17 protein-coding genes and 1 other RNA gene are annotated in these 16,286 nt (G+C 50.6%); 4 read left to right on the forward strand and 14 right to left on the reverse strand.

All coding sequences use genetic code 11. The features are described 5' to 3' along the window. Positions 1-192: 192 nt before the first annotated feature. The 6 genes from BZG84_RS11855 to BZG84_RS11880 form a co-directional block, all read right to left on the reverse strand. The gene (locus BZG84_RS11855; protein ID WP_077479003.1) at positions 193-1,071 is read right to left on the reverse strand and encodes a DUF2861 family protein; all 879 of its coding nucleotides are present in this window, start codon (positions 1,069-1,071) and stop codon (positions 193-195) included. After that, positions 1,068-1,712, reverse strand: coding sequence for a response regulator transcription factor (locus BZG84_RS11860; RefSeq protein WP_077479004.1), 645 nt, complete (start codon positions 1,710-1,712; stop codon positions 1,068-1,070). The genes BZG84_RS11855 and BZG84_RS11860 overlap by 4 nt, the downstream gene beginning before the upstream one ends. Next, positions 1,709-3,106, reverse strand: coding sequence for an ATP-binding protein (locus tag BZG84_RS11865; RefSeq protein ID WP_077479005.1), 1,398 nt, complete (start codon positions 3,104-3,106; stop codon positions 1,709-1,711). The genes BZG84_RS11860 and BZG84_RS11865 overlap by 4 nt, the downstream gene beginning before the upstream one ends. A 178-nt stretch (positions 3,107-3,284) precedes the next feature. Next, an RNA gene (gene ffs / locus BZG84_RS11870) (signal recognition particle sRNA small type) lies at positions 3,285-3,381 on the reverse strand. Between the two features lie 128 nt (positions 3,382-3,509). Beyond that, complete coding sequence (locus tag BZG84_RS11875) at positions 3,510-4,238, reverse strand: hypothetical protein (protein WP_077479006.1); 729 nt, start codon at positions 4,236-4,238, stop codon at positions 3,510-3,512. A gap of 41 nt (positions 4,239-4,279) precedes the next feature. Continuing rightward, positions 4,280-4,699, reverse strand: a complete 420-nt coding sequence (locus BZG84_RS11880) for a YbaY family lipoprotein (RefSeq protein ID WP_077479007.1) — start codon at positions 4,697-4,699, stop codon at positions 4,280-4,282. A gap of 99 nt (positions 4,700-4,798) precedes the next feature. Here BZG84_RS11880 and tesB point away from each other — a divergent pair, with 99 nt between their 5' ends. Next, positions 4,799-5,662, forward strand: coding sequence for an acyl-CoA thioesterase II (tesB, locus tag BZG84_RS11885; protein WP_077479008.1), 864 nt, complete (start codon positions 4,799-4,801; stop codon positions 5,660-5,662). 89 nt (positions 5,663-5,751) lie between these two features. Here the strand turns inward: tesB and BZG84_RS11890 are convergent, their stop codons facing one another. The 3 genes from BZG84_RS11890 to BZG84_RS11900 are packed head-to-tail and all read right to left on the reverse strand — an operon-like array spanning position 5,752 to position 9,775. After that, entirely contained in the window at positions 5,752-7,512 is a 1,761-nt protein-coding gene (locus tag BZG84_RS11890; RefSeq protein WP_069588012.1) for an ABC transporter transmembrane domain-containing protein, read from the reverse strand. Beyond that, a complete protein-coding gene (locus BZG84_RS11895; protein ID WP_077678253.1) occupies positions 7,505-9,265 on the reverse strand; it encodes an ABC transporter transmembrane domain-containing protein in 1,761 nt (586 codons plus the stop codon). The genes BZG84_RS11890 and BZG84_RS11895 overlap by 8 nt, the downstream gene beginning before the upstream one ends. A 42-nt stretch (positions 9,266-9,307) precedes the next feature. Further along, a complete protein-coding gene (locus tag BZG84_RS11900; protein WP_077479010.1) occupies positions 9,308-9,775 on the reverse strand; it encodes an Lrp/AsnC family transcriptional regulator in 468 nt (155 codons plus the stop codon). A gap of 133 nt (positions 9,776-9,908) precedes the next feature. On the opposite strand from BZG84_RS11900, the gene BZG84_RS11905 reads away from it, so the two are divergent. Beyond that, positions 9,909-10,970 carry a PLP-dependent cysteine synthase family protein gene (locus tag BZG84_RS11905; RefSeq protein WP_077479011.1) on the forward strand — a complete coding sequence of 354 codons (1,062 nt, stop codon included), beginning with the start codon at positions 9,909-9,911 and terminating at the stop codon, positions 10,968-10,970. A 42-nt stretch (positions 10,971-11,012) separates the two neighbouring features. Here BZG84_RS11905 and BZG84_RS11910 read toward each other — a convergent pair whose 3' ends face one another. The 4 genes from BZG84_RS11910 to dbpA form a co-directional block, all read right to left on the reverse strand. Continuing rightward, positions 11,013-11,510 carry a DUF1003 domain-containing protein gene (locus BZG84_RS11910; RefSeq protein ID WP_077479012.1) on the reverse strand — a complete coding sequence of 166 codons (498 nt, stop codon included), beginning with the start codon at positions 11,508-11,510 and terminating at the stop codon, positions 11,013-11,015. 79 nt (positions 11,511-11,589) lie between these two features. Next, positions 11,590-12,393, reverse strand: coding sequence for a phosphotransferase family protein (locus BZG84_RS11915; protein ID WP_108743619.1), 804 nt, complete (start codon positions 12,391-12,393; stop codon positions 11,590-11,592). Next, positions 12,386-12,769 carry a nuclear transport factor 2 family protein gene (locus BZG84_RS11920; RefSeq protein ID WP_077678254.1) on the reverse strand — a complete coding sequence of 128 codons (384 nt, stop codon included), beginning with the start codon at positions 12,767-12,769 and terminating at the stop codon, positions 12,386-12,388. Before BZG84_RS11920 ends, BZG84_RS11915 begins: the two co-directional genes overlap by 8 nt. 39 nt (positions 12,770-12,808) lie before the next feature. After that, positions 12,809-14,191, reverse strand: coding sequence for an ATP-dependent RNA helicase DbpA (gene dbpA / locus BZG84_RS11925; protein ID WP_077678258.1), 1,383 nt, complete (start codon positions 14,189-14,191; stop codon positions 12,809-12,811). Between the two features lie 244 nt (positions 14,192-14,435). Here dbpA and BZG84_RS11930 point away from each other — a divergent pair, with 244 nt between their 5' ends. Continuing rightward, positions 14,436-14,870 carry an acyl-CoA thioesterase gene (locus BZG84_RS11930; protein WP_231637397.1) on the forward strand — a complete coding sequence of 145 codons (435 nt, stop codon included), beginning with the start codon at positions 14,436-14,438 and terminating at the stop codon, positions 14,868-14,870. Between the two features lie 2 nt (positions 14,871-14,872). Here the strand turns inward: BZG84_RS11930 and BZG84_RS11935 are convergent, their stop codons facing one another. Further along, on the reverse strand, positions 14,873-15,397 hold the full coding sequence (locus BZG84_RS11935) for an RES family NAD+ phosphorylase (RefSeq protein WP_077678255.1): 525 nt from the start codon (positions 15,395-15,397) through the stop codon (positions 14,873-14,875). Positions 15,398-15,578: 181 nt separating this feature from the next. Here BZG84_RS11935 and queC point away from each other — a divergent pair, with 181 nt between their 5' ends. Then, a complete protein-coding gene (queC, locus tag BZG84_RS11940) occupies positions 15,579-16,274 on the forward strand; it encodes a 7-cyano-7-deazaguanine synthase QueC (protein WP_077479016.1) in 696 nt (231 codons plus the stop codon). Positions 16,275-16,286: the final 12 nt, after the last annotated feature.

The following is a 16,286-nucleotide window of genomic DNA, read 5'->3' on the forward strand; positions in this document are numbered from 1 at the left end:
GGGTTAATGGTGACGTGTGTATCTTGATGGGTCAAAGTGAGAGGCGCTGCGTAGGGAGTTAAGCTGAATAGCGTTAGGCTCAACGCAACACAAGAACAATAAAAAGATGATAGGTTCACGCGATGTCTCCAGTTGATGTCAGCGCGCTATTAGATGTCAACTTCCTCCCTTATTTGTCACCTCGCTGTCTCTTTATTCGCTATTCACTGCGTCAGTGCGCTCGACAGCATTGGGTAGGGGTAGTGCTAATCGCTCAACATAGCTCACCTTGATCGAGCCTTGGTATTCAAAGTGACTCACGGTTGCACTCAAGTGGCTTGCAGTAGCAGGCGGAGACGTCGGCAAATCAACCTTAACGGGTAATGCACCCTCAGCGGTTCGTCCAGAGGCATAAATTGGCGCTTGATCCACCCAACGATAGGCATCGTCCAACCATAGCCAATACGCCGTGGCAGGGGCACAGCTTTGTGGCGTTGTCGGTAAATCAATCGCCAGTTGCATATCAGGATGGCCGGTGAGTTGTACCCAAGGACGACGCGGTAGTCCGTAAATCACCAAACTGTAATGCTGATCGCCAAGTTTGAGTTCGTAAACGCCCGGATCCACTTGGGTAAACAATTGGCCAGACTCAATCTCTTGATAGCTGGCTTGCGCCGTAAGTGTGGCGCTTAACACCGTTTGCCCACTAGGATCCATAAGTGTGACTCGCGTTGTTTTTACCACCTTCTCCGCCGAGAGCTTGATTTCATAGCCAAGGCTCGACGCCCCCGCGCGACGTACAAAAGAAATGGTCAAACCATGAGGGATCCCTTTGCCATTAGGCTCGGTCAAACGCTGTCCGCAATCAGTTTGATTAATAATGGCGTGTTTTAGTGCCGCCCAGTGCGACTCGTCAACGGGCGCTTGCGTCAGCGCAAACATCAACTCTTGCCAAGCTAATGTGGGCTGTTCGACCAACAGCGCCTGATAAGCCTCGCGCATGGGCGTATCCATAAACCAAGATTGTTCAGCCTGCGCGCTGATACTAGTCAAGCCCCAAAGGGCTGCGATACCGATACGGTGCCACATCATTGTGCTATCAACCTATACCCCACCCCACGGTGAGTTTCGATGGCAAGATCAGGGAGTTTTTGCCGTAAACGCAAGACATGATTATCCACGGTTCGAGTTGTCGGAAAGGCTTGATAACCCCAGATTTTATTAAGCAGCTCCTCGCGGTGAAACACCCGACCTTGGTTTTGTAAAAGCAACAATAATAAATCAAACTCTTTGGGCTTTAGCGTGACCGCTTCATTTTGCCAATATACCGCGCGTGAACCGGGCTCGACCTTGATACTGCCATACAGCAGTTGACTCTCTCCCAAGGGACGAAGCTGGGCATAAATACGGGCCAACAGTTCCTGATGTGCAAATGGCTTGACCACATAGTCTTTAGCGCCCGCCATCAAACCTTCAACCCGTTGCTCCACTTCAATTTTAGCGGTTAATACAATGACAGGTAACGCTTTCAATGCCAGCCAAGTAGGGAGATGCGCCAAGCTGTCGCCGTCTGCCAATTGGCGATCCAAGATCACTAAGTCCGCGTGATACCAATGCTTCTCAACCTTTGCGCTTTCCATCAACCAAGTACAGTTAAAACCTTGTGTTTCTAAAAACTGACGTAGGCCCTCACCCAATAATTTATCGTCTTCAATCAATAATAAGTGGCTCATTGGGGTAACTCCAAGATACAGCAAGTCGGGTGCCGTTTTATCAATAGCTTTCCGCCCATTTGACGCATTAAACGCGCCACCAAGAACAATCCAATGCCCATATTGTGTTCCGAGGTTGGCGCTTGACAGCGCCGCCATAATCGCTGCCACCATGACGGAAACACGCCATCATCGTAAACACAAACACGGACACGTTTTCCCACACACACACGAATCCATACGGTTTCCCCACCATGTTGATGCGCGTTTTTAATCAAATTTTCCAAGCAAATCGATAACCAATAGAAGGGTAACGTCAGCGTGCGATCGTCCTCGAGGGTATAGTCAATATCAAAGGGGTCACATACGTGATCGAGCCAATCAGACAGCGATGCCGTTTGGGTCTTAAACTGCTCACTCTTATCCGTACTCAAGTAGCCTTTGCTGGTTTCGGTCAATTGACTCAACCTTTGATGATCGGCCAACAGTCGCCACAATACATCTTGCGCATCTTCGCTGAGTTGGTCGAATTGATTACGCAGCATTTCGACGGTTAACCCCAAGCTGGCAATCGGCGTGCGTAACTCATGCGTCAGCAGTTGAAGTATAAATTGTCGCTCTCGACGCTGTTGATAACGATCATACACACTACGCGCTAGCCCGATCACTAAAGCAATACAGACCAGCACGAGTATCGCGGTAAATACACCTTGATAAGCCGGGTGGAGTTGGTTGCAAATATTGCCATAGCGATAGTCACAGCCGGTCGACTCAGTCGACAAACTGAGTCGATAATGCTCCGCAATCGGCGACCACACAGATTGAGGCAATACCTTCCACCCCAATTCGCCATTCAACCACAACTGGTGATTATCTAGATAGGCACGATAACCACTCAGTAACGCGTCACGCCCTTGCGCACTCAGGTCATTCAATGACTGGTGTAGGGGGTGCTGTGCGTTATCGAGTGTCAGCCGTTGGATAATTTCAGGTGGTGGTGATGTCATCGGATAAGCGGCAAGATAACGGTCCGCATAACTGCCTCCCGCTGGATGCAATAACGGATTTTCCACAAACCATGCTGGCGGTAATGATTGACCGTTACACAAAGCAAGTTCAAAGCGCTGCGCAATCAATAACTGGGGATCGACAATGCGGGGATTGGCTTGACACCGCTGCGCCGCCTGATGCAATGCAGCCAGATCTTGCCAGTTAAAATGCGTAAAATCGGGGTACTGTGCTTGGCTTTGCAGCAGGTTTTGCGAGTATGCATTGAGCGAAGGCTGAGCCACCACCAAATGACCGGCCTGCCACGCTTCATCATAAAAGCCCTTGAGTTGCGTTTGTAGCTCACTGGCCGCCACTTGACTGCTTAGTAAAGCGAACAGTAACGCGGCTAACGCTCGAAAACCCAATCGATTCTCCCCAGACCTATCATTGCGACTAATGATTAAATCATAGCTAAGCGGTAAGGGGCTGTGTCACCCGAGTGTCAACATCAACGTTATCAATGAAGCGTGTCGCATAAATGGATTAAAAGAAGGGTACGCGACGAAGAATAAGAGAAAAAGCGAAGAGCAGAAAGGGCGGAGGCCTCCCCAGCTGCATCCCGGCACACACGTCCCAAGCGCGGGCTGCTTCCTTCCGGACCTGACCCAGTACACAAGATAGTGTTGCGGGAGAACCAAGGAGGCCTCCATCGATATGTCGTTAAGCTTGCTTAACTGCGGGGCATTATGTGGCATGGCTGGATGCAATGCAAGGAGGATTGATAGCTTCGCCGCTTAACTGTTGATCTTATGAGCAATATCCACCCAGTCAGTCGTCCGGCTCTTCCAAAAACAAGTATTCCCCGATCCAAATTGCCGCTAGCATCGTTGCCCACGCGACCAAAAGCGACATGGTAAGTTGTGAGGGTGTCACTAGCGTGATCACCAAAAAAGGAACGCAAGGTAATACATGTAAAGCGATGGGACGCGAGGAGGCAAACCGTGGAGTCAGCCCTATCCACTGCAATAACCAGATCACCGCCACAACAGAAACACACCAAAGCGCAGTCGGCCAACCAAGCAGCACGGCAAGCACTGGTAGCAAAAGCCATGCACTTTGCCGAGGTGGCATGTACGAGCGCCATTGCTGTAGCGCGCCCCATGCCACGACTAATCCCAGCAATAAGACAGTGAATAGCCAAGGTGAACCGGCGAGTTTTGCCTCCGATTGCAGTGCCATAATGCCGGTCAACATTGCAACCATCACTGAACCCAGCAATAGTTTGACATGTATATGACGCAAGGGGTTCATCAACAATGACAAGGCGGGCAGCATCAGTAAACTGGTTGCACTGAGCAATGCAGGCAGCTGGGGCATGGCATAGGCAAACGCCCCCATCGCCAACACAAGTAACCAACTCGTGAGTGTCTCGGGGTAAAAGAAAAAAACAGCCGGGACGAAAATCGCCCAACTGGATAACGAAAAACCGGAGACCAAACTGGCTGCCGCTGCAATAGCGACAAGCAACGCAGGCCAAAGCAAAGAAGAGATCCGCATGCACACTCCTTGTGCTCCACTGACTCTTCTCAGTGTAGTGATTAGTTGCCGACTCGCACCAGTGTCAGGGTGGGATCAAAGGTATGATTCGTATCCGTGATCACCTTATTGACGGTATTGGTGATAAACAGCGGGCGTTCGTTCACATCAATTTGTGCCGTGACGACGTATGTGTGTATTGGAGAAATTTGGCTCGGATCGTAATTCAGTGAAAAGAGAATAGGCACTTGCTGGCCTTCGGTTACGAATGATTGTCGGCTAATCTCTTTACCGGGTGAACCCATTTTTTTCATTTCTACCAAACGGACCGTGACGCTGGCATTCTCAGGTAAAGCAAGTCGCTCACGATACACTAAAGTGCCGGAAACACTCGCTAAATCATTAGGTTGGCTATTCCCTGAACAGGCAGTAAACACTAAGGCAGTGAATAAGGCGAACAACAGAAACGATAGTTTCTTCATTAAAGAATCCTCACTGGTACGCGTTTGAATGCGGCAAAAACGCTAAGGTTATGATAGCTTGATCAATAACACTGGAAGCATAGCACGTATCAAAGACTTATGAGCCAACCACTGACAGAACTCTTACAATTACTGCAGCTTGAGCGGTTAGATACTGGCCTTTACCGAGGTCAAAGTGAAAACCTTGGACTGCCACAGGTGTATGGTGGGCAGGTCATTGGGCAGGCCCTATCGGCCTCTAAAACCTCGGTCGACCCTGATCGCTTTTTGCATTCATTCCACAGTTATTTTCTGCGCCCAGGCGATCCTGAGCAGCCGATCATCTACGACGTTGAGATACTCAGAGACGGAAAAAGTTTCAGTACGCGACGGATCAAAGCGGTGCAAAACGGCAAACCCATCTTCTATTTGACGGCGTCTTATCAAGAGGAGGAAGAAAGCTTTGAGCATCAAAACACCATGCCAACCGACGTGCCAGCGCCCGAGACCTTGCGCTCTGAGCAGTCACTTGTCAATGATATCGCTCACAAGCTTCCCCCCAATGTGGTCAAAGCCTTTGGGGGTGACAAGCCAATTGAAGTGCGACCTGCCACGGTGATCAACCCACTTAAGCCCCATGCCGCGCCGGCTAAGCAATATCTATGGATCCGCGCCAATGGTGAAGCGGGAGACGATTTTCATGTCCATCAGTATTTACTCGGCTATGCCGCCGATTGGGGCTTTTTGGTCACGGCCTTGCAGCCTCACGCAGTGACGCTGCTTACGCCGGGCATGAAAGTGGCCACCATTGATCACTCCATGTGGTTCCACCGTCCGTTTAGAATGGATGAGTGGCTGTTGTTTGCGATTGAAAGCCCCTCCGCCAGTGGTGCGCGTGGCTTTGTACGCGGCGAACTTTTCAATCAGCAAGGCGATCTTATCGCCTCAGCCACCCAAGAAGGCTTGATGCGTAAACTCTCCTAGCCATCAACGTCTCGAGTGTGAACGAGTCTGAGCAATACAAAAAAGGGGCATTGCGCCCCTTTTTATCTGTTTCACCCATGACTGGACCGCTACACCTGCGCCTCTTCCTCTAATGCGGCTAAATGCGCGCTGGCTTGCTGGAGTTGATACATCTGCCAGTAGCGGCCTTGCTGACGCAGCAGGCTTTGATGACGTCCTTGCTCAATCACGCGGCCACGATGCAAGACAAGGATGTTATCGGCCTCGGCAATGGTCGATAAGCGGTGCGCAATCACCACCACCGTCATCTGTTGGCGTAACCGATTCAGCGCCTGTTGTACAAGCTCTTCAGTACCGGAGTCGATATTGGCGGTGGCTTCATCAAGGATCAGAATTTTAGGCTGACGCACCAACACGCGCGCCAGAGCCAACAACTGGCGCTGACCGGCAGAAAAGGTCATCCCGCCCTCGCCAAGTAAGGTATCCAGCCCCGCTGGCAACCCTTTCACGTAATCTGCCAGCGCCACTTGTTCGAGCGCATGCCAGATTTTTTCATCGTCCAGCGTCTGCCCCAGCGCGATGTTTTCTCGCAAACTCCCCGTCAGCATGTGCGGATCTTGTTGCACCATGGCAACGCCCTCACGCAAGCTTTGATGACTCAAGCTTTCAATTGGTAATCCACCCAGCGTCAGCGTCCCCTCACCTGCGCGATAAAATCCCATCAGTAACGACGCCAAAGTTGATTTACCGCTGCCCGTATGTCCCACCAACGCCAGAAAGCCGCCGGCCGGGACGTCTACATTCACGTCTGACAACACCGGTGTTTCACCATCATAGGAAAACGACACATTCTGCAGTGCAATGGCACCATCAGGGATCGGCGTGGTGTCATGACCATATTGCTCAGGCGGCGTATCCATCATTTCGAAAAGCCGCTCACCGGCCGAGATAGCCTGCTGAAGCAGTGACAGTTGCTGCATCATTTCAATTAATGGCTCGGTGATCCGCCCCAAATAGCTTAAAAAGGCGTACAGCACCCCAACACCAATCACTGCTGTGCCGCTAAAGCCGAAGATAGCCACCAAAGACAGCAAGGCGGCCCCCGCCAATAAATCAATCAAAGGGCGGAGATAGATCCCGTTCAGGCGCTGAATGGTGACCATGGCATCCAAGTGATCCGCAGTCATATCACTGAATCGCGAGGAGAACGCCCGCTCTTGCTGCATTAGCTGGATCAAATTCATACCGAGCACAGATTCATTCATCACCCCGTTGATATCTGCTAGCCGATCTCGCGCCCGACGATACGCAGGCGCTGAGCGTTTTTGATAGCGCGCCATCACCAGCACCACACACGGCAGTAGCACCAAAACCACCATTGTCAGTTGCACACTGAGCATCAGCATCGCCACCAGCATCACACCAATCAGTGCGATGTTGCGTAAAAAGGTAGAAAGCACCGACACATACAGCTCTTTCAACGACTCGGTGTCATTGGTCAAGCGCGATACAATCCGCCCCATTGGCACATAATCAAAAGCTGACAGAGGCTGTTTAATCACATTGGCGAACACCGCTTTGCGAATACGTTGAATGATGGCCACCGCCATAGTGTTAAAACGCAGCTCGTACTGATACTGAAAGCCCGCGGAGACAATGGTCGATACGATATAACCGACTGCCAGTGCCCACATGATCATCGCCGGATAATGGTCTTTGGCGACATAATTATCGAGAAAGATTTGCACCAAATAAGGCCCTGTTACTTCGGCCACAGCCGCCACCAGCAAGAAAATCGTGGCAATCACAAATTGACGCCTGTCGCGGCGCATGTAGCTTAGCAATCGAAATAAGATCTCTCGCTTAGTCATGGCGCGGCTCCTCATCGGCTTCCAATGCCGCTTCCAGCTGCTGATATTGGTGCATTTCTTGATACCATCCTGGCTGTTGAATCAATTGGCGATGCTGGCCACGCTCTCGGACTTGCCCGTGGCTGAGTACCACAATTTCATCGGCGTTTTCGAGTGCCGATAAGCGGTGGGCAATCACTATCGTGGTACGGGTATGCTGATGCTGTTGCAGGTTCTGCAAAATGCGGTGCTCGGTGTCACCATCAACCGCCGACAAGGCATCATCCAAAATCAAGCACTCCGCTTCCACCAACAAGGCGCGGGCAATGGAAATACGCTGCTTTTGACCGCCAGATAAGGTGATCCCTTTTTCACCCACCGCGGTTTCATACCCGTGCGGCAGCTGACGGATGTCTTCATCAATGCAGGCAAGTGTCGCCGCCTGCTCGATTTCTGCTTGGGTCGCATCCGGACGACCAAGGGCGATGTTTTCCGCAATCGAGCGCGAAAACAAAAACGGCGTTTGCGTCACCACCGCGAAACGTTGTCGCCATGACGACAAGTCAGCCTCCGCTATCGACACATCACCATAGCGAATATCGCCCTTTTCAAGCTGGGTCAGATGAAGCAGCAATTGCAATAAGGTTGATTTACCACTGCCGACTGGGCCGGCAATCCCCAGCATGGCCCCAGGCGGAAGCGTCACATGGATATCTTTGAGGGCAAAACTGTCATCCGGTTGCCACTTAAACTGCTCAATGGCCAGTGCTAGCGGCTGCATGGTGTCAGGCAGCGGCGTGTCACCGCCAACAATGTCTGGTTGCTCTTGCAGCAACGCATCAATCCGCGTCCAAGCCGCGCGCCCACGCTCAATGATATTAAACAGCCACGCCACCGCGAGCATCGGCCAGATCATCAAGCCTTGATACAAGGTAAATGCGGTAAGATCCCCAAGCGAAATCTCACCGTTAGCGACCAAGTAGCCACCGCCAGACACGGTTAGGAAAAACGAGGCGCCAATGGTGCCTTGGATCACCGGCGAAAACAGCGCATCAACCCGTGCCACCGCGAGGTTTTTCTCCCCAGTACGATCGGCAACTTGATCAAACTGATTCATCTGGTGCTGCTCTAAGCCGAATGCACGTACCATACGCACCGCCGACAGTGAGGACTGACTCACCTCTGACAGCTCAGAAAACGCAGCTTGTGATTCGGTGAAGGTATGGTGCAAACGACGGCCAAAGCGATTGACCAGTACTGCCATTACCGGCATCGGTAACAGGGCTAAGAGTGTGAGCTGCCAGCTAATTTGGCTCACCATCACAATGAGCACGGCCGCACCTGTGATAATAGAATCCCCAGCGGTCAGGACTCCTTCACCGGCGGTCATTACCACTGCTTTTACATCATTGGTAGAGCGAGCCATGATATCGCCACTCGGATAGCGACGGAAAAAATGCGGTGATTGGCGAGTAAAATGATCATAAAGCCGGTTGCGCAGCACAGTACCTAGCTCGGCCGCGGCACCAAATAGCCAGACTCGCCACACAATGCGTAGCACATATACCACCACCCAAATGGCTAGCATACCCGCAAGTAACCACATCAATAGCTCAGTGGAAATCTCGCCCGCGACCACGCCATCGACCACATGGCCCACAGCCATCGGTGGAATGAGCTCGAAGACAGAGACAAATACCAAAATAATCATGGCGCCGACATAACGACGCCATTCACGTTTAAAAAACCAGCCTAACTGCCAAAACACCTTCATGAGGTCTCCTTTTTATCCCCGCCTTTTTATCATCAGAACGACCTATCGGATCGGTAAGGCGGTGGTGTACTTAAGCGCTTCCATGGCGAATGTTGATGTCACATTATTCAGACTTGGCACAGAATTGACCAGCTTTTTATAAAAATGATCAAATCGAGTCATATCAGCCACCTGCACCTTCATCATGTAATCATATTCTCCCGCCATACGGTAGAATTCCATCACCTCAGGGAACTCGGTCACCACCTCGGTAAAGGTCTTGTACCACTGCTCACTGTGGTCATTGGTTTTGATATGGACGAAAGCGGTAAATGCGAGGCCAACGGTTTCGGGGTCAAGCAATGCCACCCGCCCGCGGATCACCCCTTGTGATTCCAGCCGTTTCAGCCGCTTCCAACAGGGAGTCGTGGTTAAATTCACCCGTTCGGCCAACGCAGCCACAGACCAGTTGGCATCTTCCTGTAGCGCCGCGAGTAAAGTGCGATCTATCTCATCTAAAGTGACAGTCATGAAAAATTATTTCCATTAAGTGCTATACGTGAGTTTATTTTTCTCTTTTGGTGGCATTATAGAGCAAAAATAGCAAGGTTTTTATCCCACACTTTACGTAAACTGGTGCTAATTACGCATTCGGAGACGCATGATGACAACCTCACATCCTTGCCATACTTGGGTCGGTAACGCGATTCGCCTGATTGAAGCCGACTTTAAACGCTCTGCAGATACCCATTTAATTAAGCTCGATCTCCCTAGCTTTACAGACATTGATATTTATCTGAAAGACGAAAGCACCCATCCAACCGGTAGCTTGAAGCACCGCTTGGCGCGTTCTTTGTTTTTGTACGGCTTGTGTAATGGTTGGATTGATGAGCACACCACCATCATTGAAAGCTCGTCAGGCAGTACTGCCATTTCCGAAGCGTATTTTGCCCGTCTGCTTGGCTTACGTTTTATTGCCGTAGTGCCCAAAAACACCGCGTGTAAGAAGATTGAGCAAATCCGTTTTTATGGCGGTGAAGCGCACTTTGTCGAGCGGTCAGATCAGATCTATGCCGAGTCTCGTCGCCTTGCTAAGGAGCTCAATGGCCATTACATGGACCAGTTTACCTATGCCGAGCGAGCGACCGACTGGCGTAGCAATAACAACATTGCCAACCGCATTTTTGATCAAATGCAGTACGAGCGCTTTCCGATCCCTAGCTGGATTGTGATGAGCCCGGGCACCGGTGGCACCTCAGCGACCATTGGCCGCTACATTCGTTATCGTTGTCAACCGACTCAGCTGATGGTGGCCGATGCTGAGCATTCGGTGTTTCACGATTACTACCTCACTGGCGACAGTGCATTAACCACCGATAAAAGCAGCCGCATTGAAGGGATTGGACGGCCACGTGTCGAGCCCAGCTTTATTCCCGGCGTGATTGATAGAATGACCACAGTGCCGGACACTCACAGTATCGCCACCATTCACTGGCTAGAAAGCCAGCTTGGCCGCAAAGCCGGCGCGTCTACCGGTACCAACCTGTACGGCGTCTTGATGTTAGCAAATGAAATGCGCGCCAACGGCGAGAAAGGCTCTATTGTCACCTTGCTGTGTGACAGCGGCGAGCGCTACCTAGACACCTATTACAACCCTGATTGGGTACGCGAGCACATTGGGGATCTCGACCAAGCGACCCATGATTTGCAGACGGTGTTGGGGTAACGCGTCATCGTCTCCAACTAGGTTCACAAAAAGGCGAGTGAATTATTCTCGCTCGCCTCGACGGACATCGGCCTGCAAGGCATCAAATTTGTCGTGCAGGCGCATTAGTTCAAGCTCGAGTTTTAGATTGATCTCGTAGGTGGCTTTTTGCTCCATCCTGTCTTTTGCCGCTTGGCGGTTTTGCGACATCATGATGATCGGCGCTTGGAAAGCCGCCAGACTGGATAACCCAAGGTTCAGTAAAATAAAGGGATAGGGATCGAATGACGCGTCTCCCACTAACCAAGCCGTATTCACGACAATCCAGCCAATGATGAATGCGAAGAAAAGCCCGATAAATGACCAAGAGCCACCAAATGAGGCAATTTTGTCCGCCACCATTTGCCCAGTGGTCAAACTTTCGTGGAAGGACTTGTTGACGTTCTCAGACACTGCGGTGTTATTGGCAATGCTTTCAATAACTTTTTGTTCTCCCGAACTAAGGCTACCAAATGGCTGGCCGAGCAAAGCTTTGGCTAAGTTCTCAAAATATTTTTTCATCTATGACTCCATGCCAACACGCACAATACCAACGGGGTATGATGCAGCGCTTATCATTAAGCGATTGAAATAGAGTAGATTAACGTAGGGACTCCGCAAGTGATGCCCACCCGAAAGCCTGAGGCAACCACTGCGGTAAGACTGAATTATACCAATTAAAATAGCGGTCGCGATTGGGTGTGCCACGCTGGGTCAATAGGTTAACGACTTCTACAACTATCCATGCTTTTGCCAAGACAAGCTCAACAAACAGTGAATGACTATCCACACTTGGAATTGCTGCTTTGTAGAGCGCGATTATCGCTTGATAGGCTGTTTTATCTCCCATTCCCGCGACCAAAGGTGCTAAATCAATCACTGGTGAACCTTGCCCAAAGCGCTCCCAATCAAACAGCACTAATGTACCGTCTTCACGTCTTCCCCAGTTGCCCGGATTAGTATCACCAGAGAGTACACAACGGGGCGTGAACAATACATCGCTGTGATGTTGTAACTGATACAGCATACTTTCAAGCTCGGGAGTCAAGCTGAGCTGTTCAAGCGCGAATTGTGTTTGCGGTAAAGACCATTGGTGGTGTTTGAAGTGTGGCTGGATAGGTAGCTCGATACCATGTAGGCGAGCTAATTGCTCAAACGTATTGGTATCTTGCGCAAGTTCTTCTATCGAAACCGCATGTGGAATCCATTCCATACAGAGAGTCGTCTCACTCACCTCGAACAAGGCTGGCGTGTTCACACCGACTTCGTTGATATAAGGCGCAACGGATAGGTAAAAGTCCCGCTCAACTGAGGTTGCATGAGTTTTGGTGATACAAGCCCGACCCTGATACGTTGAACGGCAGACCGACGCCTCCCCCATTTGAGCTAGGTTTTGTCTATTCATTGCCAACACACCTCACCCAGTTGGATCGCCATTCAGGTGCTGGCATGTCGTCAGGCCAAAACTCTTGTTGATACGCGATACGACCAGCCTTCAGTGTATGAAAAGTAATTACTCGATCGTTAACAACACCATCAGTCWCTCCAACATCTGTCACCACCCTATCGCCTTCAGCAATACAAGAGTAAACGGAGAATGTCCATAGACCATTTGCAGGATAGGCCGTGTTTAGTGCGACAAAGTCATCGCGCCCAACGATCAATTCTCCTGACTGAGGCCAGAAGCATTGATAGTCATCACTGAAGTACTCACTCGCTTTTGAGAAGTCATTTCGTTGCATGGCTTCCCAAAACGCGAGAACAACATCCTTGTTCGTCATGCTTATTCCTTGGTTATGTCTTTGATATGTCCTTACAAACTAAATCCGGCGGGCGCGGATGGTGCGGCCTTTCACTTTTCCATCATTGAGCTTACGCAATGCAGCTTTAACGCAAGATTGTGACACGGCAATAAACGCCACATTGTCGAGTACATTGATTTTGCCGACCTGCTTACCATCAATGCCCGCTTGGCCCGTCAGCGCGCCCAAAATATCACCCGCGCGTACTTTTTGTTTTTTACCTGAGTCAATCATCAAGGTTGCCATTTCAGGCTGGTAAGGCGCAGTGTCGAGCAAATCTTGCGGCGGCAGGGCTTCGGGGAGAAAATCACGATCATATTGATCGCCAATCATCGCCAATTTATAGTGCTCGGCATCGTTATATAACGAACACGCCACCCCTTTTTTGCCAGCGCGACCGGTACGGCCGACACGGTGTACATGAGTTTGTGGATCGTGGGCGAGTTGATAGTTGATCACCATATCCATGTCATCAATGTCTAAGCCGCGCGCGGCCACATCAGTGGCCACCAGCACAGACGCACTTTTGTTGGCAAATTTTACCAAGGTGCGCTCACGGCCACGCTGTTCAATATCGCCATGCAAGGCAACGGCGCTAAAACCATCATCTTCTAGGTTATCGCAAACTTGTTGTGTTTGAGCTTTGGTCGTACAGAACACCACGCAGCTTTGCGGCTGAAAGTGCAATAACAGTAGCTTTAACGCTTGATAACGTTGCTTATTGTCATCGACTTTATAAACGTGTTGCGAGATTGTACTTTGCGTTTGCACCTCATCCACTTTAACGGAGACAGGGTGGCTCAGCACTCGCTGGGCAATCGCATTGATCGAGCGCGGGAAAGTGGCGCTAAATAACAAGGTTTGGCGATGAGCTGGAACACGCGCAATGATAGCATCCAAGGTATCTTGGAAGCCCATATCCAGCATCTGATCGGCTTCATCCAACACCAAGGTCTCAACATCATCAAGGCGCAAGGTGCCTTTGCGTAAATGGTCATCCACACGCCCTGGAGTGCCGACAATAATGTGTGCACCATGCTCCAATGAGCCAATTTGTGGGCCAATCGATACACCGCCACACAGCGTCAGCGCTTTGACATTATGGCGACCACGCGCCAACTTACGCATCTCAACCGCCACTTGCTCGGCCAGCTCACGGGTTGGACACAGCACCAAAGATTGCACGCGAAAGCGTTTTACGTTCAGTTTGGCTAACACACCTAAGCTAAATGCCGCCGTTTTCCCCGAGCCAGTTTTAGCTTGGGCAATAATGTCTTTGCCACTGAGCACAGACGGTAAACTCTGCGCCTGAATGGGCGTCATCTGCGTATAACCCAAGGTTGCCAAGTTATCGAGTAAATCAGCAGGTAACGCGAGCGAGGAAAAAGCGGTATCAGTCAAAGTCGTATCCACAGCAAAAGTAAATCATGCCGCGCCCAAGCACGGCCAAAAAGGGGGCGTATCATACCAGAGTCTGATTGCTGCCACATTAACCAATTAGCGCCACACTCTTGATAACCGCTTTGTCGCCTCATGTATTTTGTTGCGTAATTGTTAGACCAAGCTCCGTATTTACCTTTGCGCGGCTTGTCTTGTCATTGTGCTTGGTGTGCAATCAAGACACACAATTAAGGAGGATTGTCTTGTGGCAAATATCCCAGTAGAAAACTACCCGCTCTCTCATACGCAGGCGATTGTCTGGAACGACATGGATGCCCTGCAACACATCAATAACACCGTGTACTTTCGCTATTTTGAAGATGTGCGTGTGGTGATGCTTGAAAAACTGGAAGTATTCGAGCTAGCCAAACGGCTGCATGTAGGCCCCGTGGTCGCCTCAACTCGCTGCGATTATCGCGCCCCTTTGGTGTATCCAGATACCATCACCACCGTCGCTTGGGTCGAGGATATTCAAGAAAAGCGCTATGCGATGAAGTATGAAATCTACAGTCACAATCAAGAACGCTGTGTGGCCGAGGGCGAGGCCTTGATTGTCTATTGCGATTTTAAAACCGGTAAAAGCTGCCCTATCCCAGCCGAGACGCTCGAAGGGTTAAAAGCTTTTGTGGCGAAACAGTAACTTTATTCCAAACTAACCTCTTCAGGCTCGCCCACTCTGGTTACAGACGGCGCGCCTGGGGCGTTCCAGCGAAACAAGGTGATATGCCAAGTGCTGGGATCTTTTCGCGACGGGTCAATCAAGCCAATTTCATTACCACTTCTCAGCGTATCGGCCACCAACCAACTGGATGGTGATTCGCCTTTTGCTAAGGCCGCTTGCCAATCAACGCTGGATAAGATTTTGTATTGCTGGAGTTCAGGATGACGCAAATCTACCAGCTCACAGGGGTCAACCTGATACCGCACAAGCACGCGTGGCGTTGTGATCTGGCTGGCGTACTTTTGCATGGCTACGCGCGCACTCTCTGCACTCTCGGTTAAATACAGCGCACTTTCACCCTGACGATTATACCGACCGTTCGGTCTGTATTTACTTTCTCGCATCAAGGCAGCGTCGATATGCTCAGGGTGACATACTCTGACAAAAATACCCGAGATAGGTGTGCGGCACAGGCGGGGGATTGCTTGCGGTTCAAGTACGTCCATAACTTGTGAATGTCCTTTATAAATCAACCATCAAGGCGTAGCTTAGCAAACAAAGAGGACGCAAATTGCGTGCCGACTAACGGATTGCATCATCGCATCTGGCTTGCTGTCGATACCGCACAGGGGTACCATCCGTGCTCTGTGTAACACTGGGTAAGTAGCACCGCCAAAGGACAAACCAATGAAAAAAGCCGTTGTGGTATTTAGCGGAGGACAGGATTCAACCACCTGTTTGATTCAAGCGCAGGCAGAATACGACGAAGTGCATTGCCTCACTTTCGACTATAACCAGCGCCACAAGCAAGAAATTGATGTTGCCCGTGAGATTGCTGCAAACCGCAACGTCAGTGCGCACAAGGTACTGGATGTTGGTTTGCTCAATGAATTGGCGATTAGCTCGCTCACACGCGACAATATTCCTGTTTCCAATGCACTGAACGAAAACGGCCTGCCCAATTCCTTTGTGCCGGGTCGTAATATCTTGTTTTTGACTTTGGCGGGCATTTACGCCTATCAAATTGGCGCTGAGGCGGTGATCACCGGTGTCTGCGAAACTGACTTTTCTGGCTACCCAGATTGTCGTAACGATTTTATTCAATCAATGCAGCAAGCCCTTGAGCAAGGCATGGATAGAAAACTCGCCTTAGTCACACCACTGATGTGGCTGAATAAAGCCGAGACTTGGGCACTGGCCGACCAGTATCACGCCCTCGATTTTGTACGCGACCACACCCTAACCTGTTATAACGGCATTAAAGGCACTGGCTGTGGCGAGTGTCCAGCCTGTCACTTGCGTCAGCGTGGCTTAGATGAGTACCTCGCCAACCAAGCAGACGTACAAGCCGCGCTGCAACGCAAACAAGCCGAAAACGCGTAATAGCGCAGCGAC

The sequence above is a fragment of the Salinivibrio sp. PR932 genome (assembly GCF_001996125.1).
Lineage (GTDB): Bacteria > Pseudomonadota > Gammaproteobacteria > Enterobacterales > Vibrionaceae > Salinivibrio > Salinivibrio proteolyticus.

Bases quoted from the DNA above. Each gene is read 5' to 3' on its own strand.
- BZG84_RS11855 (WP_077479003.1), bottom strand. From the start codon at position 1,071: ATGATGTGGCACCGTATCGGTATCGCAGCCCTTTGGGGCTTGACTAGT.
- BZG84_RS11860 (WP_077479004.1), bottom strand. From the start codon at position 1,712: ATGAGCCACTTATTATTGATTGAAGACGATAAATTATTGGGTGAGGGC.
- BZG84_RS11875 (WP_077479006.1), bottom strand. From the start codon at position 4,238: ATGCGGATCTCTTCTTTGCTTTGGCCTGCGTTGCTTGTCGCTATTGCA.
- BZG84_RS11880 (WP_077479007.1), bottom strand. From the start codon at position 4,699: ATGAAGAAACTATCGTTTCTGTTGTTCGCCTTATTCACTGCCTTAGTG.
- tesB (WP_077479008.1), top strand. From the start codon at position 4,799: ATGAGCCAACCACTGACAGAACTCTTACAATTACTGCAGCTTGAGCGG.
- BZG84_RS11890 (WP_069588012.1), bottom strand. From the start codon at position 7,512: ATGACTAAGCGAGAGATCTTATTTCGATTGCTAAGCTACATGCGCCGC.
- BZG84_RS11895 (WP_077678253.1), bottom strand. From the start codon at position 9,265: ATGAAGGTGTTTTGGCAGTTAGGCTGGTTTTTTAAACGTGAATGGCGT.
- BZG84_RS11900 (WP_077479010.1), bottom strand. From the start codon at position 9,775: ATGACTGTCACTTTAGATGAGATAGATCGCACTTTACTCGCGGCGCTA.
- BZG84_RS11905 (WP_077479011.1), top strand. From the start codon at position 9,909: ATGACAACCTCACATCCTTGCCATACTTGGGTCGGTAACGCGATTCGC.
- BZG84_RS11910 (WP_077479012.1), bottom strand. From the start codon at position 11,510: ATGAAAAAATATTTTGAGAACTTAGCCAAAGCTTTGCTCGGCCAGCCA.
- BZG84_RS11915 (WP_108743619.1), bottom strand. From the start codon at position 12,393: ATGAATAGACAAAACCTAGCTCAAATGGGGGAGGCGTCGGTCTGCCGT.
- BZG84_RS11935 (WP_077678255.1), bottom strand. From the start codon at position 15,397: ATGGACGTACTTGAACCGCAAGCAATCCCCCGCCTGTGCCGCACACCT.
- queC (WP_077479016.1), top strand. From the start codon at position 15,579: ATGAAAAAAGCCGTTGTGGTATTTAGCGGAGGACAGGATTCAACCACC.